A 22,345-nucleotide genomic window follows, 5' to 3' on the forward strand; every position below is an offset into this window, starting at 1 on the left:
CTCAGTCGAGACAGAACTCGTTGCCCTCGATGTCCTGCATCACGATGCACGAGTCGTTGCCGTCATAGAGCAGTCGCACCCGTACCGCGCCGAGCGGGACCAGTCGTGCGCACTCGGCCTCGAGTGCGGCGAGGCGTTCTTCACCCACGAGCCCGGTGCCGACCCGCACGCAGAGATGCACCCGGTTCTTGACGACCTTGCCTTCGGGAACGCGCTGGAAGAACAGCCGCGGGCCCACGCCTGAGGGATCACTGCATGCGAACCATGAACCCTGATCCTCAGCAGACCGGGAGCGCTCGAAATCGTCCCACGTGGCGAACCCCTCCGGTGGCGGCGGTACGACGTACCCCAACACCTCGCACCAGAAACGAGCGAGGCGCTCGGGTTCCGCGCAGTCGAAGGTGACCTGGAACTGCTTGATCAATGACATCGGCGCACGATAGCAGGGGGATTGTCTTGCTCAATCGCCGGTGTGGAGCCGCATGTTGTCGGGAGGACGGCCGCTGCGACGCTCCTCCTCATGACCCAAGAGGACGCATCCTTACTCAGGGAGGCTTCCACCCGGGGGCGGATCCGGCGGCTGAGGCGACGCCCCGTCGCCGGGCTCGCGGCCGGCCGCGGCGTCGGCGGGACCGACGACGACCGATGACGGATCCCGCCCGGCGCCTGGGTGCCGTACACCGGGCCGCTGCGGTGCTGGATGACGTGGGTGAGCTCACGGGCGAGCGTGGTACGGCCCTGGTGCGAGGTGGGATCGCAACTGCCCCGCCGGAAGACGACGTTGTCGCCGACGGTACAGGCCCGGGCACCGATCTCCTTCGCCGACTCGTGTGCCGCCGAACCGGTGTGCACGCGTACGCCGTCGAAGTCGGCGCCCAGTCGGCCCTCCATGTCCGTACGGGTGTCGGTGCCCAGTGGCTCACCGCCACCGGACGCGATCACGTCGTGGACGCTGGAACGCGCCTCGTGGTGCTCCGGTTCCGGTTCGGCGTTCCGCTGGAGCGCCGCGCCGACCGCCGCGTTGCCGACCGCCCGCCGAAGGCTGCTCGTCCCGGAGCGGCCGATCACCTCCGTACGCCCGGTGTCGGCGGCCTTCAGCAGATGCGGGGGGCCGCCTTGGCGGACTCGTCGTGCTCGTGGTCCTGTCCCTGATCGTATGCGCGTATCCGGCGCTCCCCGCGGAATGCCGGACGTCCGCCTCGGGCGTCAAGCGTCGCGGGCGGTGCCTGCTGCCGTCCAGGCCGGGCCGTGCGGGGGAGACGCAGCGCGGATTGGTGATCAGATCGAGGTCGCGGCTGAGCGCCATGGCTGCACCAGCCTTTCGAGCCGGCGCTCCGGAAACGACACCCCCGGCTCACGACCGTCAGCCCCTTGCGGCGCTGACGGTCCTACGACCCATTCCCGGCGCGGTGCGCCAGGTGGCGACCAGGGCGACGGCAAGCAGCAGCTCGGCGATGTCGCCGCCGTAGTACATGATTTCCGCGCCGCCTTGGACCTGGTCGATCGGAGCATGGACATCGACCCAGAAGCCGCCGTACATCAGCTGTGAGATCACCGCGTGCGTCGCGACAGCGACACCGAGGAAGATCAGCCTGGCACGTACGCCCGGCCGGAACGGTGCGGGATCGGCACCGGCGACGATGTAGGCGAACAGGTATCCGGACAGCAGGAAGTGGGCGTGCAGCAGCCAGTGCGCTGCAGGGTTGCTCATGGTCGTGTTGTACAGGGGGGTGAAGTAGAGCACCGCGAGGCTGCCGGTGGACAGCGCGAGCGCCACCGCAGGATGGGCGACCAGGCGGGCCGGCCTGCTGTGCAGGACGGTGGTCAACTGCCGTCCCCGCGCCCGCGGCAGTGTGCGCAGGACAAGAGTGAGGGGGGCTGCCAGGACGAGGGCCAGCGGCGCGTACATGCCGATGAGCATGTGCTGGGCCATGTGGCCGCGGAAGTCCTCGTGCGCGAAGGGGGCCACGGGCGGCAGCAGCGCCATGCCGAGCAGGAAGATTCCGGCCAGGAACCATGCCGTTCGCCACCGGCTCCAGCCCAGTGCCGGATTCCGGCGACGTGCCCGTCGCGCCAGCAGCAGGTAGGTGCCGGCGGCGGCCAGCAGGGCGAGCATGGGCAGCAGTGACTCCAGGACGGCGCCGCCGGCTGAGTGCCCGCGTGCGGGCATGTCATGGTCCATCAGGCCGGCCGGCCTTCACGCAGACCGGCCGGGGCGTCGGGGTCGAAGGGCCGGCCGCTGCGCTGCAGCAGATAGCCGCCGGCAACCAGCAGCGCGCCCAGGACCAGGAAGGCGACGTCCCACCACACCTGGTACGGGCCGCCGTGGACGTGGTGGATGCCCAGGACGTGGTGGTCCAGGACGCCCTCGACCAGGTTGAACAGCCCCCAGCCGACGAGCATCCAGCCCCACAGCACCCGCGAGGTCCATACCCGCAGCCGGTTGCGGGTGACCCGCGCGTACAGCATGGCGAGTCCGAGCAGCACCGAGATCCAGCACGTCGTGTGGAAAATGCCGTCCCACAGGGTGTTCATCTCCAGGCCCGAGACGGTGTGGGGGTCGTAGTACTTCACACCGATGCGGTCGTGGTTGGTGCTGGAGAGCATGTGGTGCCACTGCAGCAGCTGGTGCAGCAGGATACCGTCGGCAAACCCGCCCATCCCCACTCCGAGCACGATGCCCGGCAACTGGATACTGGCCGGTCGGGTGATGCCGGACCGGGCTTCGCCCACTGTGGCCATCGCTCGCCTCCGTTCCTGCTTCTCGCTCGGCTGTAGGCACTTCCCAAGCGGGTTTCCCTGTCTGCGGCACTGATCCCCGTCCCTGTCCTCCATCCGGCCCTGCGTCGTCGGCTTTCACGGGAGCGGACAGCCCACCTGGCAGCAGCACCGGATTCGCCGGCACGTCGCGCGAGCGCGGCGAGTCCCCGGTTCCAGCGCGCCCCGCCGACCGGCGGGGGTTCCACGGCGACCGGTCCGCCCTCCGGAAGGACTCTGCGGCCTACGTACTGCAGACGGCCCCGACGAGCATGCGGTCGTACGGTGCCCTTTCGTGGGGATCGCGGGTTGGCCGGCAGCCGGGCGTCCTCCTCGAAGATCCCCTCGGCCCAGCGGTAAGGAAGCCGGTGGCCCGGCCGGTCTCGGGCACACCTCGAGCGTCGGCGTTCCGGCCGGGGCCTTGCGGTCGTCGCACGAGGTTGACGCGCAGTCAGAAATCTGCTTTAACTCAATAACTATGGATCTAGATAAAGACGGCTCGCCGTCGCCGATCGAGTTCCGTCTCGATCCGGGATCAGGGGTGCCCACCTACTTGCAACTGGTCCAGCAGGTGGAGCAGGCGATGCGGCTGGGGTACCTGCGGCATGGAGATCAGCTGCCGAGGGTCAAGGACGTCGTCGCCGGGCTGGCGATCAACCCGAACACGGTGTTGAAGGCCTACCGGGAGCTGGAACACCGGGGCTTGGTGGCCGGCCGTCGGGGAGTGGGGACGTTCGTCGAGGGCACCGTGGAGCGTGTGGGGCTGCGGGAGCAGGCAGCCCTGCACAAGAGCCTGCTGGCCTGGATGCGGACGGCGAACGAGGCCGGGGTGGACGAGGAAGGCATGAGTGCCCTGTTCACCGCAGCCCTGCACGATCTGCGGCACAGCCGTGCGGGCCGCGCGGACGAGGAAGGCGGCAGCAGCCGGGCAGGGGTGGTCGCATGAGCAGCGGTCTGGCGATCGAGACGGCCGGACTCGGCAAACGCTACGGCCGCACGTGGGCCCTGCGGGACTGCTCGCTGGCGGTTCCGGCCGGACATGTGGTCGGCCTGGTCGGCGCGAACGGTGCGGGCAAGACAACACTGTTGAGCCTGGCGGTAGGTCTGGCCAGGCCGACGACGGGACAGGTGCGAGTGGCAGGCGGCAGGCCGGCGGGTTCGGCTGCGGCGCTCGACGCAGTCGCCTTCGTGGCCCAGGAGGCGGCGCTCTACCGCAATCTGTCCGTGGCCGACATGCTGCGGATGGGGCGCGCCATGAACCGGCGATGGGATGCCGACCGTGCCCAGGACCGCCTGCAGGAGCTGGGCATTCCCCTGGCGAAGAAGGTCGGGTCTCTGTCCGGCGGCCAGCGCTCGCAAGTGGCGCTCACCCTTGCGCTCGCCAAACACCCGGAACTGCTCATCCTGGACGAGCCGTTGGCCGCACTGGATCCGGTTGCGCGCCAGGACTTCATGTCGGCGTTGATGACGGCCGTGTCGGAGGACGGCATCTCGGTGGTGTTCTCCTCCCACGTGGTCGCGGAACTGGAGCGGGTGTGCGACTACGTGGTCGTCGTACACAGCGGCCGGATCCAGGTCTGCGGTGAGGTCGAGGAACTGGTGGCCGGGCATCACGTCCTGACCGGTCCGGCCGCGCAGGCCGACTCCGTCACACAGCGCTTCCCCGTCATCCGGGACCGACGCACTGCCGCCCAGGCGCACCTGCTGGTCCGTACCCCCGACCCGTCGGCCGCACTGCCTGGTTGGCAACGGCACCCGGTCGGCCTGGAGGAACTGGTGCTGGCCTACATGCGCGAACCCTCCGCCTCAGCCCTGCCCGGCCCGAAACCCCTACGCGGCGAACAGGTGGTCCACTGATGGCGATGACCGATGCACCGTCCCTGGCCCGCGGTGCCTCGCTGCCCCGGCTCGGCCTTGTCTGGGTGACCTGGCGCCAGCACCGGTTCGCTGTCTTCGGGATGCTGGGAATGCTGGCCTGCTTCGCCGCGCTGATGGTGGCCGGAGGCATAGAGGCACGTTCAACCTACGAACAGCTGGGGCTGGCCCAGTGCACGTCCTACTCCAGCGGCCGCTGCCGGCAGCTCGCCGACGACCTGTTCACTTCCTATGCGACGAAGTGGCCGCTCATGTTCCTCTTTCTGCTGCCAGGGGCATTCGGTGCCTTCCTCGGAGGGCCGCTGATCGCACGGGAGCTGGAGACGGGAACCTACCGGTTCGCCTGGACTCAGGCCGCCGGGCGCACGCGCTGGCTGCTGACCAAGCTGACGCTGGTCGCGGTGGCACTGGTCGCGGTGACGGAGGCATTCGGCGCCCTGTACACGTGGTACAACGCCCCGCTGGACCACGTCCTGCCCATGGGATTCGGCGACTATCTCAACTTCGAGCTGGAGGGGATCGTCTTCCCGGTCCAGACGCTGCTGGCCTTCACGGCAGGCGTCTTCGCCGGCCTGCTCATCCGCCGCACCATGGTCGCGGTGGGTGCCGTCTTCCTCGGCTCGTTCGGCCTGCTCATGGCGACCGTTCTCAAGCTCCGCCAGCACTACATGACGCCGCTGACCACCATCGCCAAGCCCGGTGCACGTGACTGGGTGACCGGCACGGCATACGCAGATCCCACCGGTCACCCGCTCAGCGACTCCCAGAGCCACAGCCTCTACATGAAGTACATGGCGCAACTTCCGTCCACCAACCGGCTCCCCTCGGTCACCTACAGGGACTGGCTCCAGGCCCGGCACTACACCATCGTGACGAGCTACCACCCCGCCAGCCGGTTCTGGACCTTCCAGCTCATCGAGGCCGGCTGGATGGGCCTGCTCTCCCTGCTCCTGGCCATCGCCACCATCTGGCTGGTCCGCCGCAAGATGGGCTGACCCACCTGACCGCCCGCAGTCGCTCATCCCATCCCGGCACGCCGCGGAGAACACCTCTTCCCGCGACCGTTCGGTGGCACCGGATCCCGTCGGGGCCACCGACGACGCAGGCACTCGTTGTCCAGGACGGTCTTCTTCGCCCCCACTGCGACGGCTTCGTCCGGCCCGGGGTGGGTCGTCGGCCTCGGTGTCGTGGCGGCACCTACCTTGGGTTCTGGAGCAGCCGCTCAGCCACGCCGAGCTCGCTGAGCTCGAGGCACAGATGAAGGTGCGGCTGCCGGAGGATTTCCGAACGTTCCTCCTTCGTGTCGGCGCCGGCGGCGCTGGTCCCGCCTATGGCGTGTTCCCGGTGCGGCGAGTACAAGGCAGCTGGCGGTGGGAGGGCGACGGCGCCGGGCTGGCAGACCTGTCCCGGCTCGCCGAGCCCTTTCCCGAGCAGGGCCCGGACCCGAAGCTGCTGGAGGAACTGGCGGACCAGTGCCCCGATGAAGAGGACCTCGACGAAGTCGAAGAGTTCGACGACGCCATCAACGCGTGGGACGAACGCTGGGACGCCGTCATGTTCAACCCTGACCGCACCCAGTGACCTTTGCTCGTTGGTACACCGACTGGCTGCGCCACGCCGAGCACACACCACGGGGAGCAGCCTAGTGGCTTGTCTCGTGACCTCGGCCAGGTGATTGAGGCATGGTCGGCCGGAGGTTTTGCCAAACGGTCGACCAACGATCGTCCCTGCTCAGATAGCTTCCCGGCATCCGCTGAAGGTGACGGGCGGGTTGCTTGGGCCATGGTGGCAGCAGCAGCCCGCTGGGAGGCATGTGATGAGTTCGATCCACGTCGTGGAGACAGCGGCCGCGCTGCCGGTTGCCTGGACCTCCTGCTCCTTGGGACAGGTGGGGACGGCCTGTGTGAAAGTCCTGCGTATGGACAGCAGACCGGTCCAGGAAGAGGTTCACGGGGCTGATGAGGTACTGCTGGTACTTGACGGACGGCTGGAACTGCTGGTGGAGGGCGCCGAAGTCGCCATGGAGACAGGCGAGATGTACCGGGTGCCGGCAGGCGCGCGACACGCTGTCCGCCCTGGCAGTCGCGGCACCTTGATGATCGTGGAGGAACCCGGGGCGTGAAGGAGTTCAGGCGGTGTAGCCGGGTTTGTTGCTCGCCGTCGGCGCGAGCGCGGCCTCGATCACCGTCAGCTCCGCCGCCCGGGCCAGCACCGGCCGCAGCCCGCGCCCGCTGGAGCATGCGCAGTGCACCGACCCGTGCCGGACAAGGGCCGTCGCCGCAACGGCGCCGGCCGAAACGCCGAGCCACGTCGTCGTCGGCGTCGCGCCGGAGAAGAACGGCATGGGAGTTGCCGGAGCCGTGGCCCGGTTCAGCCCCGGCCGGTGGCCCACGGGAGCAGGGCCTCTTGGCAGCTCGATGGGTGTGTGCGTCAACGAGCTCTCCAGGAGGCCCTGTCCCTGCCCTACGCTCCCGCTGTCGCCGTGCGCGGCACCCACGGTGCCACCGACGGCGGCGCGGCGTGCGACCCGACTCGGCTCAGGTCGGTGCGTCCTCTGGTCGGAGCGACGAGCAGCTTCGGCTCCGAGGATCTCGCAGCGCCGGCGGAACCGGGTCCGTCAACGGCGAGCTCGAAGTCCTGATGCGCCTTGGCGTCCAGAGCCAGCGGCAGGTGGATACGCCCGTCCCCGACCATGCGTCGTACCTGAGCGCGGCTGAGACCGAGCCCGAGCACGAGCAGTCGTTCGACACGAACGGGCGCGGGCAGCTCGAAGCTGACCAGGACCTTCAGCGGTGTCGGGTCGTCGAGTGCGTAGAGGGGCGTGCGGGTCTCCAGCGCCCAGGTACCGGTCCAGTCGAGGCGGTATCCGTTCTTCGTGGCGAGCGACGCACTCATCGTCAGCTCGCGGACGACGGCAGGGTCATTGTCCTCGTACGCCACCAGACGAGCGGACTCCAGCGTCGAGACGTGGACGCGTTCGTGGACGGGGACCTTCGAGGTCCGGTCGCACGCCACACAGCTCAGGAGCAGCCAGACGTCGAGGAGCTTGCCGTTCGCGTTGACTCGGATCTTGCCCGAGGGACGGTGACGCGTGCCGGAGCAGTCCGGGCAGGGCCGTACGACAGTGGGCAGGGCGGACTGACGCACGGCCCACAGGGCCTTGCGGTCGGTATTCATGGATGTGGTTGCTTTCAGGACTCAGCAGGAGCTCTCGCGGGTCTGGCCGCGGCTCCTGGAACATGACGGATGCACACGCGGGCGCGAGTCATTGCCTCGGGGCCGAGTGGTCAGGCTCAGAGGTCAGTCGCGCGACAGGTTGGTCGTTGCTACGTGGCAGCCGTTACAGGTCCATGGGGGCGATCATGATCGAGCCCTCGGCCCGCAGGCAACTCGTTTTCCGCGGGCCCGCCGACGAACCCTGGCAGCGCCTCGGCCTCGCTGCAGGCAAGGCCCAAGTCCCGCAGCGAGCCGACCGCGAAGTGCAGGTCATCTCCCGCATCAGCGTCAGCCGGTGCCGGGCGGAGCAGGCGCCGGCCCGGGCAGGTCGTCGCCGACGAAGCCCTCTCGTCCAGGAAGATCCGCGCCCATCCGCACAGGCGGCACCAAGGCCTCGATCCCGGAACGGACCGGCCGGACGCGGGTCGGTGACACCACGCTGCCGGACGGTTCGCACCCGTCGTCGCCGTCGGCCAGGAGACCGCATCGCGTCGGCCTCCGCCGTCGCCCGGGCCATCGGACATCGTGTCAGGCCGTTGCGTCTACAGCGTTGTCATGCCCGGCACCGTGCGCACGCCCCGCCACCCGGGTCGGCCGAGACGAGAAGGGCGGCAAGACCGCGTGCCGCACCGACACGCGCAAGCTCTGGCCGGGCGAGCCGTCCGGAACATGCCGTTGAGTGGAGCAATTCGGCGTCAGGCCGGGTGATGCACACCAGGCTGGACCTTCGCCGGTGTCGTGTGACAGGAGTCCCGTGTGCGAAGACCGCGTAGGCCGAACCGTCCGGTATGTCGTCCGCCCGTGGGCACGGCCGACCGGGCCGTCCCGCCCGGGCCCATGGCGCTGACATTCTGGAGCGACACATGAGCAACGGACGTCCCGGTCACGATCCCGAGGCCGACGCCGCCGCACGGACCCGGTTGTCCCCGCCTCCGGCGTGGATGCGGTGGCTCCCGGTCCTGTACGTCGCCGGCGTTCTGCTGCTCGAAGCGGTCACGCCTGTGGAGTGGCCGGTCAGCTTCGTACTGATCGCCCTGTCTCTTGTGACCGCCTTCGCCCATGGGCCCGTCGTCGTCGGTGGCGCCACGGTGTTCGCGGTCCTCCTGGAAGGGGTGCTGGCCGGCACTCCGTGCTGTGCGGGCCGGCAGGTCGGCTATCTGTGGGACCGCCACTACGTGGCCATCTACGTCTGCACCGCACTGGTGGGCATCCTCGGCATGATGCTGGCCGCCCACCGGGTCCACCGCGAGCGCACGCTCGCCGACGTACGCTTCGTGGCCGACATCGCGCAGCGCGTGCTGCTCAGACCGGTTCCCCACCGGATCGGCAACCTGCGCCTGGAGAGCCTTTACCTCTCTGCCTCCGCGCAAGCGCGCATCGGCGGCGACCTCTACGAGGCCGTCCCCACCGAGTACGGGGTTCGGCTGCTCATCGGCGACGTCCGCGGCAAGGGGCTGCTCGCCGTCGACACCGCTGCCGCCCTGCTCGGCGCGTTCCGCGAAGCAGCGTTCGAGGAACCCGATCTTCCCGCCCTGGTGGACCGCGTGGAGACGAGCATGCAGCGCAGGGCGGCGCAGCTGGGCGGAAGCGAGGTGGGTGAGCGGTTCGTCACCGCTGTCTTCGCCGAGATCCCCACCGGCGGTCATGTCGTCCGAGTCGTCAACTGCGGCCACCCTCCCCCTCTTCTCCTCAGCGTCGGGGAGGTGCGCGAACTTGACCGGGGACGGTCGGCTCCGCCTCTGAACCTCGGCGTGCTGGTCACGGAGCCGTATCACGTCGAGGTCTACCCCTTCCGGCCCGGCGAGCAGCTGCTGCTCTACACAGATGGCGTCACGGAGACGCGGGATGCGGCCGGTTCCTTCTACCCCCTTCTCCAGCGACTCCGTTCCTGGGGCCCCCTCCCGCCCGGTGAGCTTCTGGACCTGCTCCACCAGGACCTGCTGGTCTACAGCCACAACCACCTGAAGGACGACACCGCGGCCCTCGCCGCCTGTTTGCTTGCCGACGAGCCGTCCGCACCACCTCCATCACCCGCAGGATGAGCCGAGTTCGGCGCGTCGGCGGCGCTGCAGAAAGCGGCGCGTGCCGCGCCAGGCGCAGAGCCTCCGGGGCGTCGCCGGCCTGACGCGAGGGCGCACGGCGTCCGGATGTGAGCCCTGTACGCGCCCCTGCCTTTGTGAGAAGACTGCGTCCTGTCGGCGGGCAGGTGACCGGAAGCCTGTCCGGTTGCCCAACTCGTGAGGAAGGCGGGTCGAGCCGCGTGCAGTTGCGTCTGCCCACGTCCCTGTCCGAAGCGCAGGAGTGTCTCGCCGAGGCGGCCGTTCCGATCGGAGGGGCGACGCTCCTGTGGGCCATCTGGCAGCGGGACGGATTCCCGGAACTGGCCATGTCGTTGCGCGACCTGCCGGATGCCAACGTCGTCGAACGTGGGACGCTCGGCGCCGCTGTGGTCCTGAACCGTCTCGACGACCGTGTGCCGGACGTACTGCGCCTGGCGGCCGCCACGGTGGGAACGGGCGCCGTGCGCCGTACCGCGACGGTCGGCGGCAACCTCGTCGGCAGCACACTGCGCTGTCTGCTGCCTGGTGCACTCGTCCTGGACGCCCGTGCCAGAGTGCTGGAGTCGGACGGTGTGCACGAGACCGACCTGGGCGAAGTGGTGGCCAAGCGGCCCGTGCTGCTCAGCCTCCACTGGCGTGAGCCGATCGCCTGCGCGTACCGCAAGCTGCCTTCCGACACAGACGGACGCCCGCCTCTCGTCGTCGCCTCGGCCCTGTGCACCGACGACGGCGCAGGTGTCCGCCTTCGTGTCGCTGTGCGCCACGGCTACGACGTGCTCAGCGGCACATCGGTCTGCGGCACCGACACCGATGCCGAACGGGCTCTCCTGGCGCTGCGCGACACGACCGTCGGTGACCTGCCGACCGCTGCCTGGGAAGTCGTCCGCTCGCAGGTCACCGGTCTACTGAACGGGCACGGCTCGGCCTGACGCACGGCCGCCCGGCCTCGCCGCCCGAACCGGCAGGGTGTGGCGGCGTCCCGTCCGGCCCGATGGCGGGCGGCGGGCGGTGGGACGACGGGGAGAAGGGCGCCGTCGGCGCCGACCGCGCGCCCGATGGTGTCGCCATGGCGGCCGTGATCAGCGGCACGCCCTTTTACCTGCGACCGGGCCCTGGCTGCGGCGAGCACGCTGGTGGCCGCCAGGGCGTAGACGGCCTGCAGCATGTTCAGGGCTGGAGTGGTCAGCCGCACGTCGGGCGACCGGATCAGTGCGAGCGCACGGTGCCCACGGGCTTCCGAGCACCATGCGGATCAGCGTGTGCACGCGCGAAACCGGGCTGCCGGGCGCTCTCGCGTTCCAGCAGCCCGGCTGCACGGCGGGTGGCGCCGGTACTACCGAGATCTTCCAGTGTCTCTGTCACCACGAACGGGTGGAGGACCCTGCGGGGAAAGCCATGGGTGTCGGGCCTTCCGGTGGTCTTCAGCGCCCGGTGCAGCGTCTACGCGGGCTCAGTAGGCGGAGTTGACGTTGTCGATGGAGCCGTAGCGGTGAGCGGCGTAGTTGGCGGCGGCGGTGATGTTGGCCACGGGGTCGGTGGTGCTGTGGGCGGTGCCGGCGACGTGGTAGGCGTTGAAGGTGGGGTCGATGACCTGAAGGAGACCCTTGGAGGGGGTGCCCTTCTGGGCGTTGACGTCCCAGTTGTTCTGGGCGGTGGGGTTACCACCGGACTCGCGCATGATGTTGCGCTTGAGGCCCTCGTAGCTGCCGGGGATGCCCTTGGCCTTCATGATCTCGAGGGACTGCTTGATCCAGCCGTCGAGGTTGTTGGCGTAGTGGGAGGAGCTGCCCCCCGCGGTGTGGCGGCCGGCGGAGGTGGCCGTGGTCGAGGCCTTCACCTGCGTTGCTTCGGCGGCCTGGGCGGTGGTGGGCATCAGGGTCAGGGCGGCGGCTGCGGCGCCGGTGGTGGCGATGCCGGCGATGGTGAGGGTGCGCAGGCGGGCGATGCGGGTGCGGGTGGTGTTGACCATGCGGAAGGAACTCTCCAGGGGAGTCGTCAGCGGTACCGGCCGCGGTGGAGTGCGGTGGCGTGGGTGGGGTCCCGGCGCTGGAGACCGGAGCGGGCGGGGCTGGTGGTTCCGGCCCTGTCCGTCTGGTGGCTCCCAGCGACGACAGCAATGGTTAGCGGCGGCCGGGGCGGGGCGCAATGGTGTGACGTACTACCCGACTACGGAGAAATGCCCGAATTGGGTCGATCTGGGGGTCTTTCGCGCTGTTCAGGGCGGTCTGGCTCTACGATCCGCGGTAGGATGTGATCTGCGTCCTGTGCGCGGCGTCACGCCGCCAGACCCCCTCCAGGCGGGTTCGGGCGCCCTCGGAGGGTGGATTCCGTCGGTCGTCGCACCACGGTTCGTCGCACCCGGGGTCGTCGCCGCAGTGGTGTCGGTTGCGGCGATGGTCGGTGTCGCCGGTGGGTTACGCGGCCCGGACCGGCCAGGGCGGGATCATCACCTGAGCCGGTGAGGCTCCACGACTCGGAGAAGGGGCCTGGACCGACTGGATCGACGCTGGGTCCAGTGCCGTCATCGCCACCCAGGAACGCCGTCATCAGGGTGACGTTCCAGGGCACGAGACAGGATTAGGCTGATCGGCGTTCCGCGTGCCCGTCTGACCTGGAGTGCCGTGTGCCTGAACCGCTGACCGTCGCCGTCGCCCAGCCTCGCTGCGTTGATCTGGACGTTGCCGCCAATGCCGCTCTGCACGCCGAGGCAGTGCTGCGCGCGGGGGCACGCCTGGTCGTCTTCCCGGAGCTCTCGCTCACGGGCTACGACCTCGCCGCACCGGCGGTGGCCACGGACGATCCCCGGCTTGCCCCACTGGTCGACGCGTGCCGTAGTACCGCCGCGGTGGCGCTGGCCGGCGCCCCCCTGCGTGGCGAGGACGGGCGCGAGTACATCGCGACTCTGGCCGTCACAGGCGAGGGGGCGGCGCTCGCGTACGCGAAGATGCACCTGCACGGAGACGAGGGGCTCCGCTTCACCCCGGGCGAGAAGCCGACGGTGCTGGAGGTCGACGGGTGGCGGATGGGACTCGCCGTATGCCGCGATGCGGCGGTGCCGCAGCACGCGGCCGAGACAGCGGCGCTGGGCATCGACGCGTACGTCGCCAGCACCCTTTACGGCGCAGGACCTGAGCAGTCGGCCCGTAGGGACCGGCATGTGCGGGAGCGGGCAGTGGCCCATGGGGTGTGGGTCGTTCTGTCGACCGTGGCAGGGCCGAGTGGCGAGTACCGGAAGACCTCGGGCGGCTCCGGAGTGTGGTCCCCCGATGGCTCACTGGTGGCGCAGGCCGGCCCCGAGCCCGGTGCCGTGGTGGGCGCGATCCTCGGCTGACGTTTCGCGGCCGTGGTCGGCCGGTGCGGCAGCCCGAGGCGGTCCGCGACCGGGACGGCCCGCCGCGCCCCGGCGGCGGTGCCTTCCGCGAAGACCGGGGCGCGATTGCGGCAGACGATTTCGGCACCGGGCCGCTGGGCCGCCCACGCGGCCGGTGCCGGTGCCTGCCGATCGGGCTGCAGGTCGACGGAGCGCCGGGTTTCCCTTTCGGGCGAGGACGCGCAGTAGGACTTCGCGGACACGCCGTGCGGCGCTCTGTCGCCGACGCGACCGTCTACCCGACAGCGGCGCGAGCCCTGCTGGGAGGCTCCGCCCTGCGGAGGAGATCGCCCCCGCGATCGCGCAGGTCGACCAGGGCGACCATGGCCCCCTGGAGGGCGAGATCAGAAGCCCTGGCCCGGCAGAGTGGCGTGTCCGGCAGCAGCGCTGAGGGGCGGCAAGTGCGGCGGGAGCGGAGGTCCGAGCCCGAGCCGGCGCTGGTTCCGCACCGGCCACTCGGGGCCCGCCTCGACGCGGCAGCCTGAGAGTGAGTCCAGGCTTGTCAAGTTTTCTCCCTCGGGCTATATAAGAGGTCGTAGGGCATCGCTTCTGAAGCGCCTGAAGAGAGGAGTTGACCTGTGATGCTCATGCGTACCGACCCGTTCCGTGAAATCGACCGACTCGCGCAGCAGGTCTTTGGTTCCGCCGCTCGCCCTGCGGCGATGATGATGGACGCCTACCGGTCGGGGGACGAGTTCGTCGTCCATTTCGACCTGCCTGGCATCGACCCGGAGACGATCGAGCTCGACGTCGAACGCAACGTCCTGAACGTCCGCGCCGAGCGCCGCAACCCCGCTCCGGAGGGCGCGGAGATGCTCGTCGCCGAGCGTCCCACGGGTTCTTTCACCCGTCAGCTCTTCCTCGGTGACACTCTCGACACAGAACGCATCGACGCGGCCTACGACGCCGGCGTGCTGACCCTGCGCATCCCCGTGGCCGAACAGGCCAAGCCGCGCCGCATCCAGATCTCGGGCGGCGCCGGCCGCAAGGAACTCGGCAAGTAGCCGACCTCACAGAAGCGTCCCGCAGCCGCACGCAACGCCGTCCGGCTGCGGGGCGCGGCACACCCCTGCGCATGGGAGGAGGAGCCCATCAGATGACCGTGACGACGGTGCCCAGTGCGACGAACGGCCCGCGCACTTTGCCCCGCAGCCCGGGATACGGTGCCACATGGAGCGAACTGGTCGAACAGGTACGGGACTTTGGCCAATACCCCACCCGAGCGGAGGCTGAACGCGTCACCCGCGTCGTCCTGTCGGCCCTCGGCGGACATGTGGTCGGAGACGAGCGCGTCGATCTCGCCCGCGCCCTGCCAGAAGAGGCGGCCCGGGTGATCGCCGACCAGGTCCCGGCCACACGCCCGCTGACGGCCCAGGAATTCGTCGACGCGGTGGCGGCCCGCAGACAGGGAGCGACCTCTGCCACCGCCCGCTGGGACGTCAGCTCGGTCCTGAGCGTCCTGCCGAGCCTGGCCGGCGACGACCTCGTGGACCGCATCCTGAGCCAGCTTCCACCGGGTTACGCCCTGTTGTTCGGTCGGGCGGAACTGACGCCGACACCGTAGGGAAACGACCGACGACGACCGGGGCACCGCCGGTGCGGGAACTCACCGGCGGTGCCGGTGCGGCCGAGGTCGGCATCGCCGTCGCCCACGAGAAGGGACGGCGTCCGCGTGCCGGTACCCGGCAAAGCAATCGCCCTTTCCGAGGAGCCGTCGAGCCGGCTTCCGACCGAAAACCACGTGGAGCAGCCACGACGTGGCTGCGGGTTCCGGTGGCCTGAAACAGTGACCCGCCGGGGTGGCGGCGCGCCGGGCACCGTTGCCTGCAAGAACCCGCGCGTGTCTGAGCGGGTCGGATGCGCGCGACCGGCTGAGCAACGCAAGGTCGGTCTCGTCAATGCAAGCCGTCGGCCGAGAGCCGGCCGCGGGAGCGTGAATGCGGGCCCCCGGGCAGCAGCCGCCCGCCGAGCAGCACCACGCAGGCCCCGACGGTGAGCAGCCCGCCGGCGAGGAAGGTGCCTCGCACATCGGCGAGCGGCAGGACCAGGCCCCCGAGTGCGGCGCCGGCCGCGATGCCGACGTTGTAGAACCCGGAGTTCGCTGCGAGTGCCATGTCCGTGCGGCCCGGCGCGCAGCGCAGCATCTCGTTCTGGGTGGTCATGAACACCGGCCCGAGCGCACCGCCCATCAGGACCAGGAACACCGCCGCCGCCACCTGATGAGTGCCGACCGTGTACATGCCGAGCATGCCCACCGCCTGCGTGACCACGGCCGTGGACAACGCGGACTGCGGGAAGCGGTCCAGCAACGCCCCGGTGATGCTCACACCGGCGAGACACGCAACACCGAAAACCACGAACAGGACGCTGACCCTGCTCGGGGGAAACCCGCTCACGTCACCCAGGAACTTCACGAGGTAGGTGTATCCGGTGAACGCCCCGGTGGCGGAGAGGGCTCCGGCCGCCAGCACCGTCCCGAAGCGCCGGACGTCGGGACTGTGTGCGTAGGCGGCTGGTTCCTCTTCCGGACGAGAGGTCGGCAGCAGAACGGCGACCGTCACCAGGCAGACGAGCCCCGGAGCCGCCGGCAAGGCGACGGGCAGCTGCCAGTCGCTCCGCCGGCCCAGCCAGGTCCCGGCGGGAACACCGAGCACGAGGGCGAGCGAACCGGCGACGGACAGCGCCCCGACCACACGCCCGCGGACCTCGGGCGCGAACAGACCCACCGCGACCGGCCCCATCACGGCCCAGAACAACGCCTGCGCCAGCGCGGTCAGCAGCCGCGCCGCAAGGAGCAGCCAGTACGAGGTGGCCAGCGCCGCAACCAGACTGGACACGACAAGAGCGGCCAGTAGTCCCGTCAGCACATGGCGCCGGGGAACCGTCCGCGTGACGTGGACGAGCGGCAGAGACGCGAGGGCCACCGTCACGCCGTAGCCGGTGACCAGGAGACCGACCGCTGACGGTGACACCCGAAGGTTTTCGGAGATCAGGTCCAGCAAGCCGATGGGCAGGTTCTCCGCCGTGTTGAAGGTGAACGCGGCCAGCATCAGGGCTACGAGCACCGCCGATCTGTGCCATGGAGCCGGCTGTGGTGTGACCCCATGGACTCTTCGTGCCGTCGCCCGTCGCTCCCGCTCCGTGGCACCGTCCATGGAGCTACCTCACAGGGCCCACCGGTCCCGCCGCAATCGAATTCATCTGCCGCGGTGGCGCCCGGATCACCAGGCATGGCCTCGGACGGCGCCTACGAACTGCTGCGCGCTTGCTCGTCCCGAGCCGGCCTGCGAAGATCGCCGCATGATCAAGCGAAAGGACAGCCGGGCCTTCGTCCGGTGAGCCGCCCTCAGCCATGGGACCTCGGCGACACCCTCAGTGGTCAGCCTTCCCTCTACAGCCATGCCCAGGCAGTCGACCGTCAGCCGTCGGAGCAGGCACGGCACCGTCAACTCCCCGGGAAGTCCCCGCAGGCGAGCCGTCGCGCCAACCAGTCGCATGACGCTGCGGCACGGATCGCAGCCGCTGCCACCCGCCTGACCCGTTCCGTTCCCGATCGCTCGGCAGCGTCTGTCCTGGACAGACAGCTTCGGCGCATCGTGTGGCGCGACCATGCGCGAACCCTCGAGGCAACTCTCCGAGAGAGATCCCTCCCCTTCGACCGCGTGCGCCAGTTGGGCCGGTGGTTCGCCACGCGCGGCGAGCACGCGAATGCAGTACGGTTCGGCATCCTGCTGCTGGGCATGGCCGGAACCGACGACGACAGCGAGATCCTGACAACCCTGGGCACCTTCTGGGCGTTCTCGACTGAGGCCTGTGAGGCCCTGCTGAGTTCCCAGGCCGACCCCTGCCGGGCTCTCTTCGAATTGGCCCGGCAGGCGGAAGGCTGGGCACGCGTCGATGCCGTCCGCCGACTCGGGGGAGCGTCCGATCCCGGGATCAGGGACTGGTTGATCCGTGAGTCGTGCACAGGCGACGTACTGGACAGCTACTTCGCGCTGACCGCCGCGAAAGTCGGTGGTCTCGCTGATGCCCTGTCCAGAGAATCACTGGACGAGGAAACCCTGGACGGTGCCGGTAGGTTGCTCGAGGCGCTCACCGACGTCGATGGACCGGGGCCCGAGTTGGCATCGTATGACGACGCAGTATGCGCGCTGAAAGGTTATCTGCGTCACGCGACAGCAAGAGGCATCACACTGCGGCGGCTTTGGAGCCTCTTGTCGATCAACCGATTCCTGAACGACTCGAGGGCGAGCGCCATATGCCGGGAACATCACGAGTGGCAGCGTGTTCGGCACCGATTCACGGAGCTGATCGCCGGCCCGGCATCGCGTGACGTCGTGATCTCCGGCCTTGCTGACGATGAGCCGAACACTCTCCGTCTTGCGGCATGGGCGGCGAGACTGATGAATGTCCCCGCCCGCCCGGCGCTGCTGCGGAGGGCGGAGTCGCAACCGTACGACAGCACGATCTGGTTCCTGCTCATCGACGGCTGTCCGAGCAAGGACATCTCGACGGTCGTGGAGGCCGCAGAGCGCCTCCTGCCTCTTCAGGGCCTGCGAACCGGCCCGACAACTGAACTCGGCCTCGGAACGAAGTACGAGGTCGACGGGATCCTCGACATCATCGTGAGCCGACTGGACGAACACCCCGGCCACGGGTGGCCCTTGATAGAAGCTGCCCTCAACAATCGAACGAGCAGGAACCGTCGTATGGCGCTCCGGGCACTCAGAGGCTGGCCGGCCGATTTCCTCCCCCCAGGGGCACGCCAGATCCTCCTTGCTGCTGCAGCAAGGGAGCCCGTTCCCGAGCTCCGGTCAGAAATGACGCAAGAAGCCGGACGCCTTTGAACTGGGCGTGGACCAAGGGAGGTGTGCCAGGAGGCTCGATGGACGCTCTGCCGGCACGCTGGAAGGCGCCGACATCATCGTCCATCGCAATCGTCAATCGGCCCCGGCGCCCACCGCCTGAAGCCAGGGGTGCCGTCGGTCAGGTGGGGCTGCCCGTCATCCTTCGTCCGCTCTGGACAGGGCTTCGGTGATCAGGCGGGTGGCGAAGTCATGGTCGTCGGTGAGCCGGTTGATGTGCTCCGCGAGCAGGAAGGCGGTGGCCTCCAGCGGATTCATCTCGTCCTTGGTCCAGTACCCGTACTGCTTGCGCCACAGGCTGGGGCTCAGGCCGGTGCCCGCGGCGACGAGCAGGCCGGCCATGGTGGGGATGGCCTCGGGGCGGATGCTCTTGGACATCATGCGCATGGTGGCCACGAGGTTGGGCACCACGTACTCGATGACGTCCTTGCCGTGGTCCTCGTAGGCCATCCGCAGCCACTGCATGAACATGTAGATGAGGGTGCACGCCCCGTCCAGCATGTCATCGAGTCCGCCGGGGCCCAGGGACACGGCGAACTGGTCGGTCAGCGCTTGTTGTTCGGCGTTCGTCTGGGTCTTGTCGTCGTAGATGGCTTTGAGTCGAGAGTCGATCATCATGAGCGCTGAGCCCACATCGCCGGCTGGAGCGTGCTGGGGGTCGCAGGGCGATGACACAGGATTCCTCCTCAGCTGACCGTGGGCAACGCGGCGTGTTCGTACAGTAGCCCGCCGATGGTTCCAGAGGTTGACGAATCCCCATGAATCGCCTTGTGGTGGCTGTGCCCCGGACCGACGAAGGCTCCCTTGGCCCTGTAGGCGACACGGAGCAGCGTTGCAGCGTTTCGGCGGTCTGTCGGACCGGTGCCGAGTACGCGGCGCCTCTCGAATGCTCACCGCTCCGGGAGGCGCCACGGACGCCCGGACGCGGGCGAAGGAGGTGGGGGATGCCCCTCGACCAGCAGCAGTCGCCGAACTCGTCAAGGCGATCGAGACCCGGTCTCCCGCCCATCGCGTCTTCGATGTGATCACGAGCGCTGTCTGGCCTGTACGTCATCCTCGGCGCCGCGTTCCCGGCTGCCACCGGTGGCGGCAAGAGCGTCTTCCGCACCGCCGCAGGCCGGCTTCGGCGGCCTCATCCACCCGGGCTTTGCCGCGCCCCAGGGGCCATGCCGCCGACGGGCGGGCGATGGACCCTGGGGCTTCGGGAGTCCAGGAGCAGGTCCGTGACCGGTCAGCGGGTGAGCACGCCGAACTCGTTCCCGGTCCACGGGATCTGGGAGTCGACCGGAGGCTTCACGACGCGGGTGGGCGCGGTCCCGGCGACCTTGCCGCCCTTCGTGCCGACCGACCAGACCTCCGACGTGTTCGCCTGGACCGGCAGGGCGATCTCGGGCTGCCCGTCGCCGTTCAGATCCGTGACCTTGAGCAGCCTGGGGATGCGGTAGACGCCCGCGGGCCGAGGCAGGCCGGCCGTGTCGTAGCCGTAGAACGCGGCACCGGTACCGGTCACCCCCTTGGCCGAGCCCTTGAGCACGTACATGCCGCCCCCGCTGATGTAGCAGTGTTCGCAGGTGGCGTGGTTCTCGCCGGGAGCACCCACGATCAGCTCCGAGTAGCCGTCCCGGTCGAGGTCGCCCGCGGCGACATCGGCGCCGAAGCCGTCCCCCGCCTCCACGCTGCCAGGGATGCCGGTGCTGTCCTCAGTGAACACCTTCGTGCCGCGGTTCTCGTCCACGCCGCCGGAAGAGCCGTAGCTGATCTGGACCCGGCCCGCGTGGTACTCGGAATCCATGTCGTACGCCGAGTCGCCCACCGCGATGTCGCCGTACCCGTCCTTGTCGAAGTCGGCGATCACGGCGCTGTTGCCGCCCCGGACGGTGACCGGGGTCTGGCGCAGCCCGGACGCGCCGCCGAGCAGCACACGGCCTCGCCTGCGCTCCTCGCCGAGCACCACGAGGTCGTCGGTGGCGCCCTTGTTGATCCTGCCCACGGCCAGCCGCTTCTGGGCATCCGTGTAGTTGAACATGGCGCCCACGTCCACCGGCTGGACCGAGGCAGGCGAGCCGTCAGCCCTGAAGGGTCCCCGGTAGAGGCGGATCGCCATGGAGTAGCCGACGATCAGGTCGGTCTTGCCGTCTCCGGTGAAGTCGCCGGCCTTCAGCACCGTGCCGAAACCGGGTCCGGCTTCGCTGCCGGGCATCCGGGTGCCGCCCTTGAGGCCGGTGGCGCTGCCCCAGAGCAGGGTGACCTCGTCGAGGGCCTTGGAGCGCGAGGCGACCGCGAGGTCCGCGTAGCCGTCGGCGTTGAAGTCGCCCTGGGCGAGCGTCCGGCCGAACCGCTGGTCCTGACCCGCGTCGCCCGGCACGCCGGGGCTGTTCCGGGTGACGGCCTTGAGGCCGGTCCGCTGGGCGCCGTACTTCGAGCCGTACGAGACGGTGACGTAGCCGGCGTTCGGAGTCAGGACGGGGTTCCCGTCAGGACCGGCGACGTTCACCGCGCCGTCCGGGGCGCCGATCGCGAGGTCGTGGTACCCGTCACCGTTGAAATCGTCGGCGTACCGGGTGGGTGCGGGACCCGTGGTCGTGGCCTGAGCCGGGGTACCGGTGGAGACCAGCAGGCCTCCGGTGAGAGCCGTGATCGTCATGGCCGCCGCGGCGATCAAGACTGCGTGGCGGATATGGCTGCGCACGTCAGTTCCCCCATACAAGAAATCGATCGATATGACCTCCAAGACCCCTGACAGGCGAGAACGGTTGTGCGGATCTTTGTGTCGCACTTTCCGTCACACGACACCGGCGTACCGCGGTTTCCCGGCAACTCACGCTCCTCCACCGGATGCCCCGCCCCACAGCGGCCGTGTTTTCAGCGGGTCGACCTTCGCCCACGAGCTCGGGTACGCGCCGGCGACCCTCACCGCCAATCAGGCCGCATACGTCCTCCTCACGACCTACGACCTACGATCTTTTCGGCCTGGACGACCGCGACGGGCACTTCCGGTGGTGCGCAGAACAGCTACGCCGCAACGCCGTGTTCAGCGCCTGATGCGGGCGTATCCGGTGGCGACGGCGCGGTGCCTCTTGAGGGCGGCCCCCCTTGATCGCGTCTGCCTCGGTCTCCCCGTGTCATGCGTGCCTCAGAGCCGCGGTGGCGCCCCTGTCATCCGTATGCAGGCGTGTTCGCCGGTGGAAGGCGCGGCCCTACTGGACCGTCACGATGATGTATGTGGGATCGCCCGAGAGGTCGACATTGATGGTTGATGGGGCCTTGTAGCTCCAGCCGCCGAGTTCTTCGAAGTGGACGATCCCGATTTCCTCGTTGGTGTTCGCGTTGATCACCTTGAGGTCGAAGGTGGAGGTCACGTCGAAGCAGTCACCGCTGTTCTTGGTCTCGATGTACTGCCCATTGCTGTTCGGGAAGGTCTGGCCGGAATCGATGACCTGGTCGTTGAAGACTGAGAGGTCGGAGCCGGGGGCGCTGCCCTGGCCGTGGTCGTACATGCAGGTGACGTTGTCGATGAACGTTCGCACGGGGTCCGCGTTGTCGTTCGTGACCATCATCATTGCGCTGTTACCCATGGCGGAAGCCCTTCTGGTCGGGGAAACGGAATGGCATGAGGCGAAAGGCCGGTGCCGCGTGTCGATCGTCACACAGTCCTTCAACCTGCGCTCTCTCGCTGGTCCGACCAGGTCACAACTGACCAATCGTTCCGTAAGATCCTGGTCGTGCGGGACTACTGGCGATCTCCGCGCGGTGTTGCCGGACGTTCGAGGCCACAGTTCAGGCCACACCCACACCGCGACATCACGACTGGAAGCGCAGGAGATTCGGGCCTGCCACAGAGCGATGACGACGAGAGAACCAGTACCCGACTGGCCGTCTGGGGCTGCCTTGCCGGGTTGGGCCTGGCCCTGGCCATTCCGGTGTACATACTGGCGGCTGTCCTCCTCTTTGGGATGCCAACCCCATAGATCTGTCGGTTGCTAGCGGCACGTCATTGCGGGTTGAAGCACCGTTCCACACGTTGCGCCGCTTGTAGGTGTCGCGGGCGAAGGCCGGGGGCCGTCCACCGCGGCTGCCACGCCGGAGGCGGTTGCGGACCCGGTCGGCCCGCTCGGGAATGGTGTGGCTGATCCCGCGCCACCGCAGTCGGCTGCGGATCGCCCTGGAGCTGCAGCCGTTGTCGCTGGGTGCGGCGCACTGGG

22 protein-coding genes are annotated in these 22,345 nt (G+C 69.1%); 11 read left to right on the top strand and 11 right to left on the bottom strand.

What is annotated here, in order from left to right:
• Position 1: 1 nt before the first annotated feature.
• The 4 genes from K7G59_RS15775 to K7G59_RS15790 all read right to left on the bottom strand — a co-directional run bounded on the left by K7G59_RS15775 (position 2) and on the right by K7G59_RS15790 (position 2,742).
• The gene (locus K7G59_RS15775; RefSeq protein ID WP_225834570.1) at positions 2–430 is read right to left on the bottom strand and encodes a VOC family protein; all 429 of its coding nucleotides are present in this window, start codon (positions 428–430) and stop codon (positions 2–4) included.
• On the bottom strand, positions 421–891 hold the full coding sequence (locus tag K7G59_RS15780) for a DUF4157 domain-containing protein (RefSeq protein ID WP_263976368.1): 471 nt from the start codon (positions 889–891) through the stop codon (positions 421–423). Before K7G59_RS15780 ends, K7G59_RS15775 begins: the two co-directional genes overlap by 10 nt.
• 472 nt (positions 892–1,363) lie before the next feature.
• On the bottom strand, positions 1,364–2,170 hold the full coding sequence (locus K7G59_RS15785; RefSeq protein WP_225834571.1) for a cytochrome c oxidase assembly protein: 807 nt from the start codon (positions 2,168–2,170) through the stop codon (positions 1,364–1,366).
• 11 nt (positions 2,171–2,181) lie between these two features.
• A complete protein-coding gene (locus tag K7G59_RS15790) occupies positions 2,182–2,742 on the bottom strand; it encodes a DUF2243 domain-containing protein (RefSeq protein WP_225834572.1) in 561 nt (186 codons plus the stop codon).
• Between the two features lie 556 nt (positions 2,743–3,298).
• Between K7G59_RS15790 and K7G59_RS15795 the strand changes: the two genes are divergently transcribed.
• The 5 genes from K7G59_RS15795 (at position 3,299) to K7G59_RS15815 (ending at position 6,754) form a co-directional block, all read left to right on the top strand.
• Complete coding sequence (locus K7G59_RS15795) at positions 3,299–3,703, top strand: GntR family transcriptional regulator (RefSeq protein ID WP_308295047.1); 405 nt, start codon at positions 3,299–3,301, stop codon at positions 3,701–3,703.
• On the top strand, positions 3,700–4,614 hold the full coding sequence (locus K7G59_RS15800; RefSeq protein WP_225834574.1) for an ABC transporter ATP-binding protein: 915 nt from the start codon (positions 3,700–3,702) through the stop codon (positions 4,612–4,614). The genes K7G59_RS15795 and K7G59_RS15800 overlap by 4 nt, the downstream gene beginning before the upstream one ends.
• 5 nt (positions 4,615–4,619) lie before the next feature.
• Entirely contained in the window at positions 4,620–5,627 is a 1,008-nt protein-coding gene (locus tag K7G59_RS15805) for an ABC transporter permease subunit (protein WP_225834575.1), read from the top strand.
• A gap of 187 nt (positions 5,628–5,814) precedes the next feature.
• The gene (locus tag K7G59_RS15810) at positions 5,815–6,213 is read left to right on the top strand and encodes an SMI1/KNR4 family protein (RefSeq protein ID WP_225834576.1); all 399 of its coding nucleotides are present in this window, start codon (positions 5,815–5,817) and stop codon (positions 6,211–6,213) included.
• A gap of 253 nt (positions 6,214–6,466) precedes the next feature.
• Positions 6,467–6,754, top strand: coding sequence for a cupin domain-containing protein (locus tag K7G59_RS15815; protein ID WP_374114234.1), 288 nt, complete (start codon positions 6,467–6,469; stop codon positions 6,752–6,754).
• Between the two features lie 6 nt (positions 6,755–6,760).
• Here the strand turns inward: K7G59_RS15815 and K7G59_RS15820 are convergent, their stop codons facing one another.
• Both K7G59_RS15820 and K7G59_RS15825 read right to left on the bottom strand, forming a co-directional pair.
• Positions 6,761–6,976 (bottom strand): hypothetical protein, encoded by a 216-nt coding sequence (locus K7G59_RS15820; RefSeq protein ID WP_225834580.1) that lies wholly within the window; start codon positions 6,974–6,976, stop codon positions 6,761–6,763.
• Between the two features lie 119 nt (positions 6,977–7,095).
• On the bottom strand, positions 7,096–7,809 hold the full coding sequence (locus K7G59_RS15825) for a DUF1062 domain-containing protein (protein ID WP_225834582.1): 714 nt from the start codon (positions 7,807–7,809) through the stop codon (positions 7,096–7,098).
• A 980-nt stretch (positions 7,810–8,789) separates the two neighbouring features.
• On the opposite strand from K7G59_RS15825, the gene K7G59_RS15830 reads away from it, so the two are divergent.
• Positions 8,790–9,890, top strand: a complete 1,101-nt coding sequence (locus tag K7G59_RS15830) for a PP2C family protein-serine/threonine phosphatase (protein ID WP_374114236.1) — start codon at positions 8,790–8,792, stop codon at positions 9,888–9,890.
• A gap of 218 nt (positions 9,891–10,108) precedes the next feature.
• On the top strand, positions 10,109–10,837 hold the full coding sequence (locus tag K7G59_RS15835) for an FAD binding domain-containing protein (protein WP_225834586.1): 729 nt from the start codon (positions 10,109–10,111) through the stop codon (positions 10,835–10,837).
• Between the two features lie 521 nt (positions 10,838–11,358).
• Here the strand turns inward: K7G59_RS15835 and K7G59_RS15840 are convergent.
• On the bottom strand, positions 11,359–11,877 hold the full coding sequence (locus tag K7G59_RS15840) for a transglycosylase SLT domain-containing protein (RefSeq protein WP_225834588.1): 519 nt from the start codon (positions 11,875–11,877) through the stop codon (positions 11,359–11,361).
• A gap of 654 nt (positions 11,878–12,531) precedes the next feature.
• On the opposite strand from K7G59_RS15840, the gene K7G59_RS15845 reads away from it, so the two are divergent.
• The 3 genes from K7G59_RS15845 (at position 12,532) to K7G59_RS15855 (ending at position 14,842) form a co-directional block, all read left to right on the top strand.
• Entirely contained in the window at positions 12,532–13,239 is a 708-nt protein-coding gene (locus K7G59_RS15845) for a carbon-nitrogen hydrolase family protein (RefSeq protein WP_225834590.1), read from the top strand.
• Positions 13,240–13,859: 620 nt separating this feature from the next.
• On the top strand, positions 13,860–14,282 hold the full coding sequence (locus tag K7G59_RS15850) for an Hsp20/alpha crystallin family protein (protein ID WP_225834592.1): 423 nt from the start codon (positions 13,860–13,862) through the stop codon (positions 14,280–14,282).
• A gap of 92 nt (positions 14,283–14,374) precedes the next feature.
• Entirely contained in the window at positions 14,375–14,842 is a 468-nt protein-coding gene (locus K7G59_RS15855) for a DUF2267 domain-containing protein (protein WP_225834594.1), read from the top strand.
• 331 nt (positions 14,843–15,173) lie between these two features.
• Here K7G59_RS15855 and K7G59_RS15860 read toward each other — a convergent pair whose 3' ends face one another.
• Positions 15,174–16,328, bottom strand: a complete 1,155-nt coding sequence (locus K7G59_RS15860) for an MFS transporter (protein ID WP_263976371.1) — start codon at positions 16,326–16,328, stop codon at positions 15,174–15,176.
• Positions 16,329–16,940: 612 nt separating this feature from the next.
• On the opposite strand from K7G59_RS15860, the gene K7G59_RS15865 reads away from it, so the two are divergent.
• Positions 16,941–18,125 carry a hypothetical protein gene (locus K7G59_RS15865; protein WP_225834598.1) on the top strand — a complete coding sequence of 395 codons (1,185 nt, stop codon included), beginning with the start codon at positions 16,941–16,943 and terminating at the stop codon, positions 18,123–18,125.
• A 156-nt stretch (positions 18,126–18,281) separates the two neighbouring features.
• Here the strand turns inward: K7G59_RS15865 and K7G59_RS15870 are convergent, their stop codons facing one another.
• From K7G59_RS15870 to K7G59_RS15880, 3 genes are all read right to left on the bottom strand, one after another.
• The gene (locus K7G59_RS15870; RefSeq protein WP_225834599.1) at positions 18,282–18,818 is read right to left on the bottom strand and encodes a hypothetical protein; all 537 of its coding nucleotides are present in this window, start codon (positions 18,816–18,818) and stop codon (positions 18,282–18,284) included.
• A 556-nt stretch (positions 18,819–19,374) separates the two neighbouring features.
• Positions 19,375–20,787 carry an FG-GAP and VCBS repeat-containing protein gene (locus K7G59_RS15875; protein WP_225834600.1) on the bottom strand — a complete coding sequence of 471 codons (1,413 nt, stop codon included), beginning with the start codon at positions 20,785–20,787 and terminating at the stop codon, positions 19,375–19,377.
• A gap of 553 nt (positions 20,788–21,340) precedes the next feature.
• Complete coding sequence (locus K7G59_RS15880) at positions 21,341–21,718, bottom strand: hypothetical protein (RefSeq protein WP_225834601.1); 378 nt, start codon at positions 21,716–21,718, stop codon at positions 21,341–21,343.
• Between the last annotated feature and the right edge of the window lie 627 nt (positions 21,719–22,345).

The sequence above is a fragment of the Streptomyces sp. NK08204 genome, assembly GCF_020400585.1.
Lineage (GTDB): Bacteria > Actinomycetota > Actinomycetes > Streptomycetales > Streptomycetaceae > Streptomyces.

Coding starts and splice junctions, on each gene's coding strand:
- K7G59_RS15855 (WP_225834594.1), top strand. CDS start 14,375: ATGACCGTGACGACGGTGCCCAGTGCGACGAACGGCCCGCGCACTTTG.
- K7G59_RS15880 (WP_225834601.1), bottom strand. CDS start 21,718: ATGGGTAACAGCGCAATGATGATGGTCACGAACGACAACGCGGACCCC.
- K7G59_RS15850 (WP_225834592.1), top strand. CDS start 13,860: ATGCTCATGCGTACCGACCCGTTCCGTGAAATCGACCGACTCGCGCAG.
- K7G59_RS15775 (WP_225834570.1), bottom strand. CDS start 430: ATGTCATTGATCAAGCAGTTCCAGGTCACCTTCGACTGCGCGGAACCC.
- K7G59_RS15785 (WP_225834571.1), bottom strand. CDS start 2,170: ATGCCCGCACGCGGGCACTCAGCCGGCGGCGCCGTCCTGGAGTCACTG.
- K7G59_RS15825 (WP_225834582.1), bottom strand. CDS start 7,809: ATGAATACCGACCGCAAGGCCCTGTGGGCCGTGCGTCAGTCCGCCCTG.
- K7G59_RS15830 (WP_374114236.1), top strand. CDS start 8,790: ATGCGGTGGCTCCCGGTCCTGTACGTCGCCGGCGTTCTGCTGCTCGAA.
- K7G59_RS15800 (WP_225834574.1), top strand. CDS start 3,700: ATGAGCAGCGGTCTGGCGATCGAGACGGCCGGACTCGGCAAACGCTAC.
- K7G59_RS15820 (WP_225834580.1), bottom strand. CDS start 6,976: ATGCCGTTCTTCTCCGGCGCGACGCCGACGACGACGTGGCTCGGCGTT.
- K7G59_RS15790 (WP_225834572.1), bottom strand. CDS start 2,742: ATGGCCACAGTGGGCGAAGCCCGGTCCGGCATCACCCGACCGGCCAGT.
- K7G59_RS15875 (WP_225834600.1), bottom strand. CDS start 20,787: ATGACGATCACGGCTCTCACCGGAGGCCTGCTGGTCTCCACCGGTACC.
- K7G59_RS15780 (WP_263976368.1), bottom strand. CDS start 891: ATGGAGGGCCGACTGGGCGCCGACTTCGACGGCGTACGCGTGCACACC.
- K7G59_RS15805 (WP_225834575.1), top strand. CDS start 4,620: ATGACCGATGCACCGTCCCTGGCCCGCGGTGCCTCGCTGCCCCGGCTC.
- K7G59_RS15860 (WP_263976371.1), bottom strand. CDS start 16,328: ATGCTGGCCGCGTTCACCTTCAACACGGCGGAGAACCTGCCCATCGGC.
- K7G59_RS15840 (WP_225834588.1), bottom strand. CDS start 11,877: ATGGTCAACACCACCCGCACCCGCATCGCCCGCCTGCGCACCCTCACC.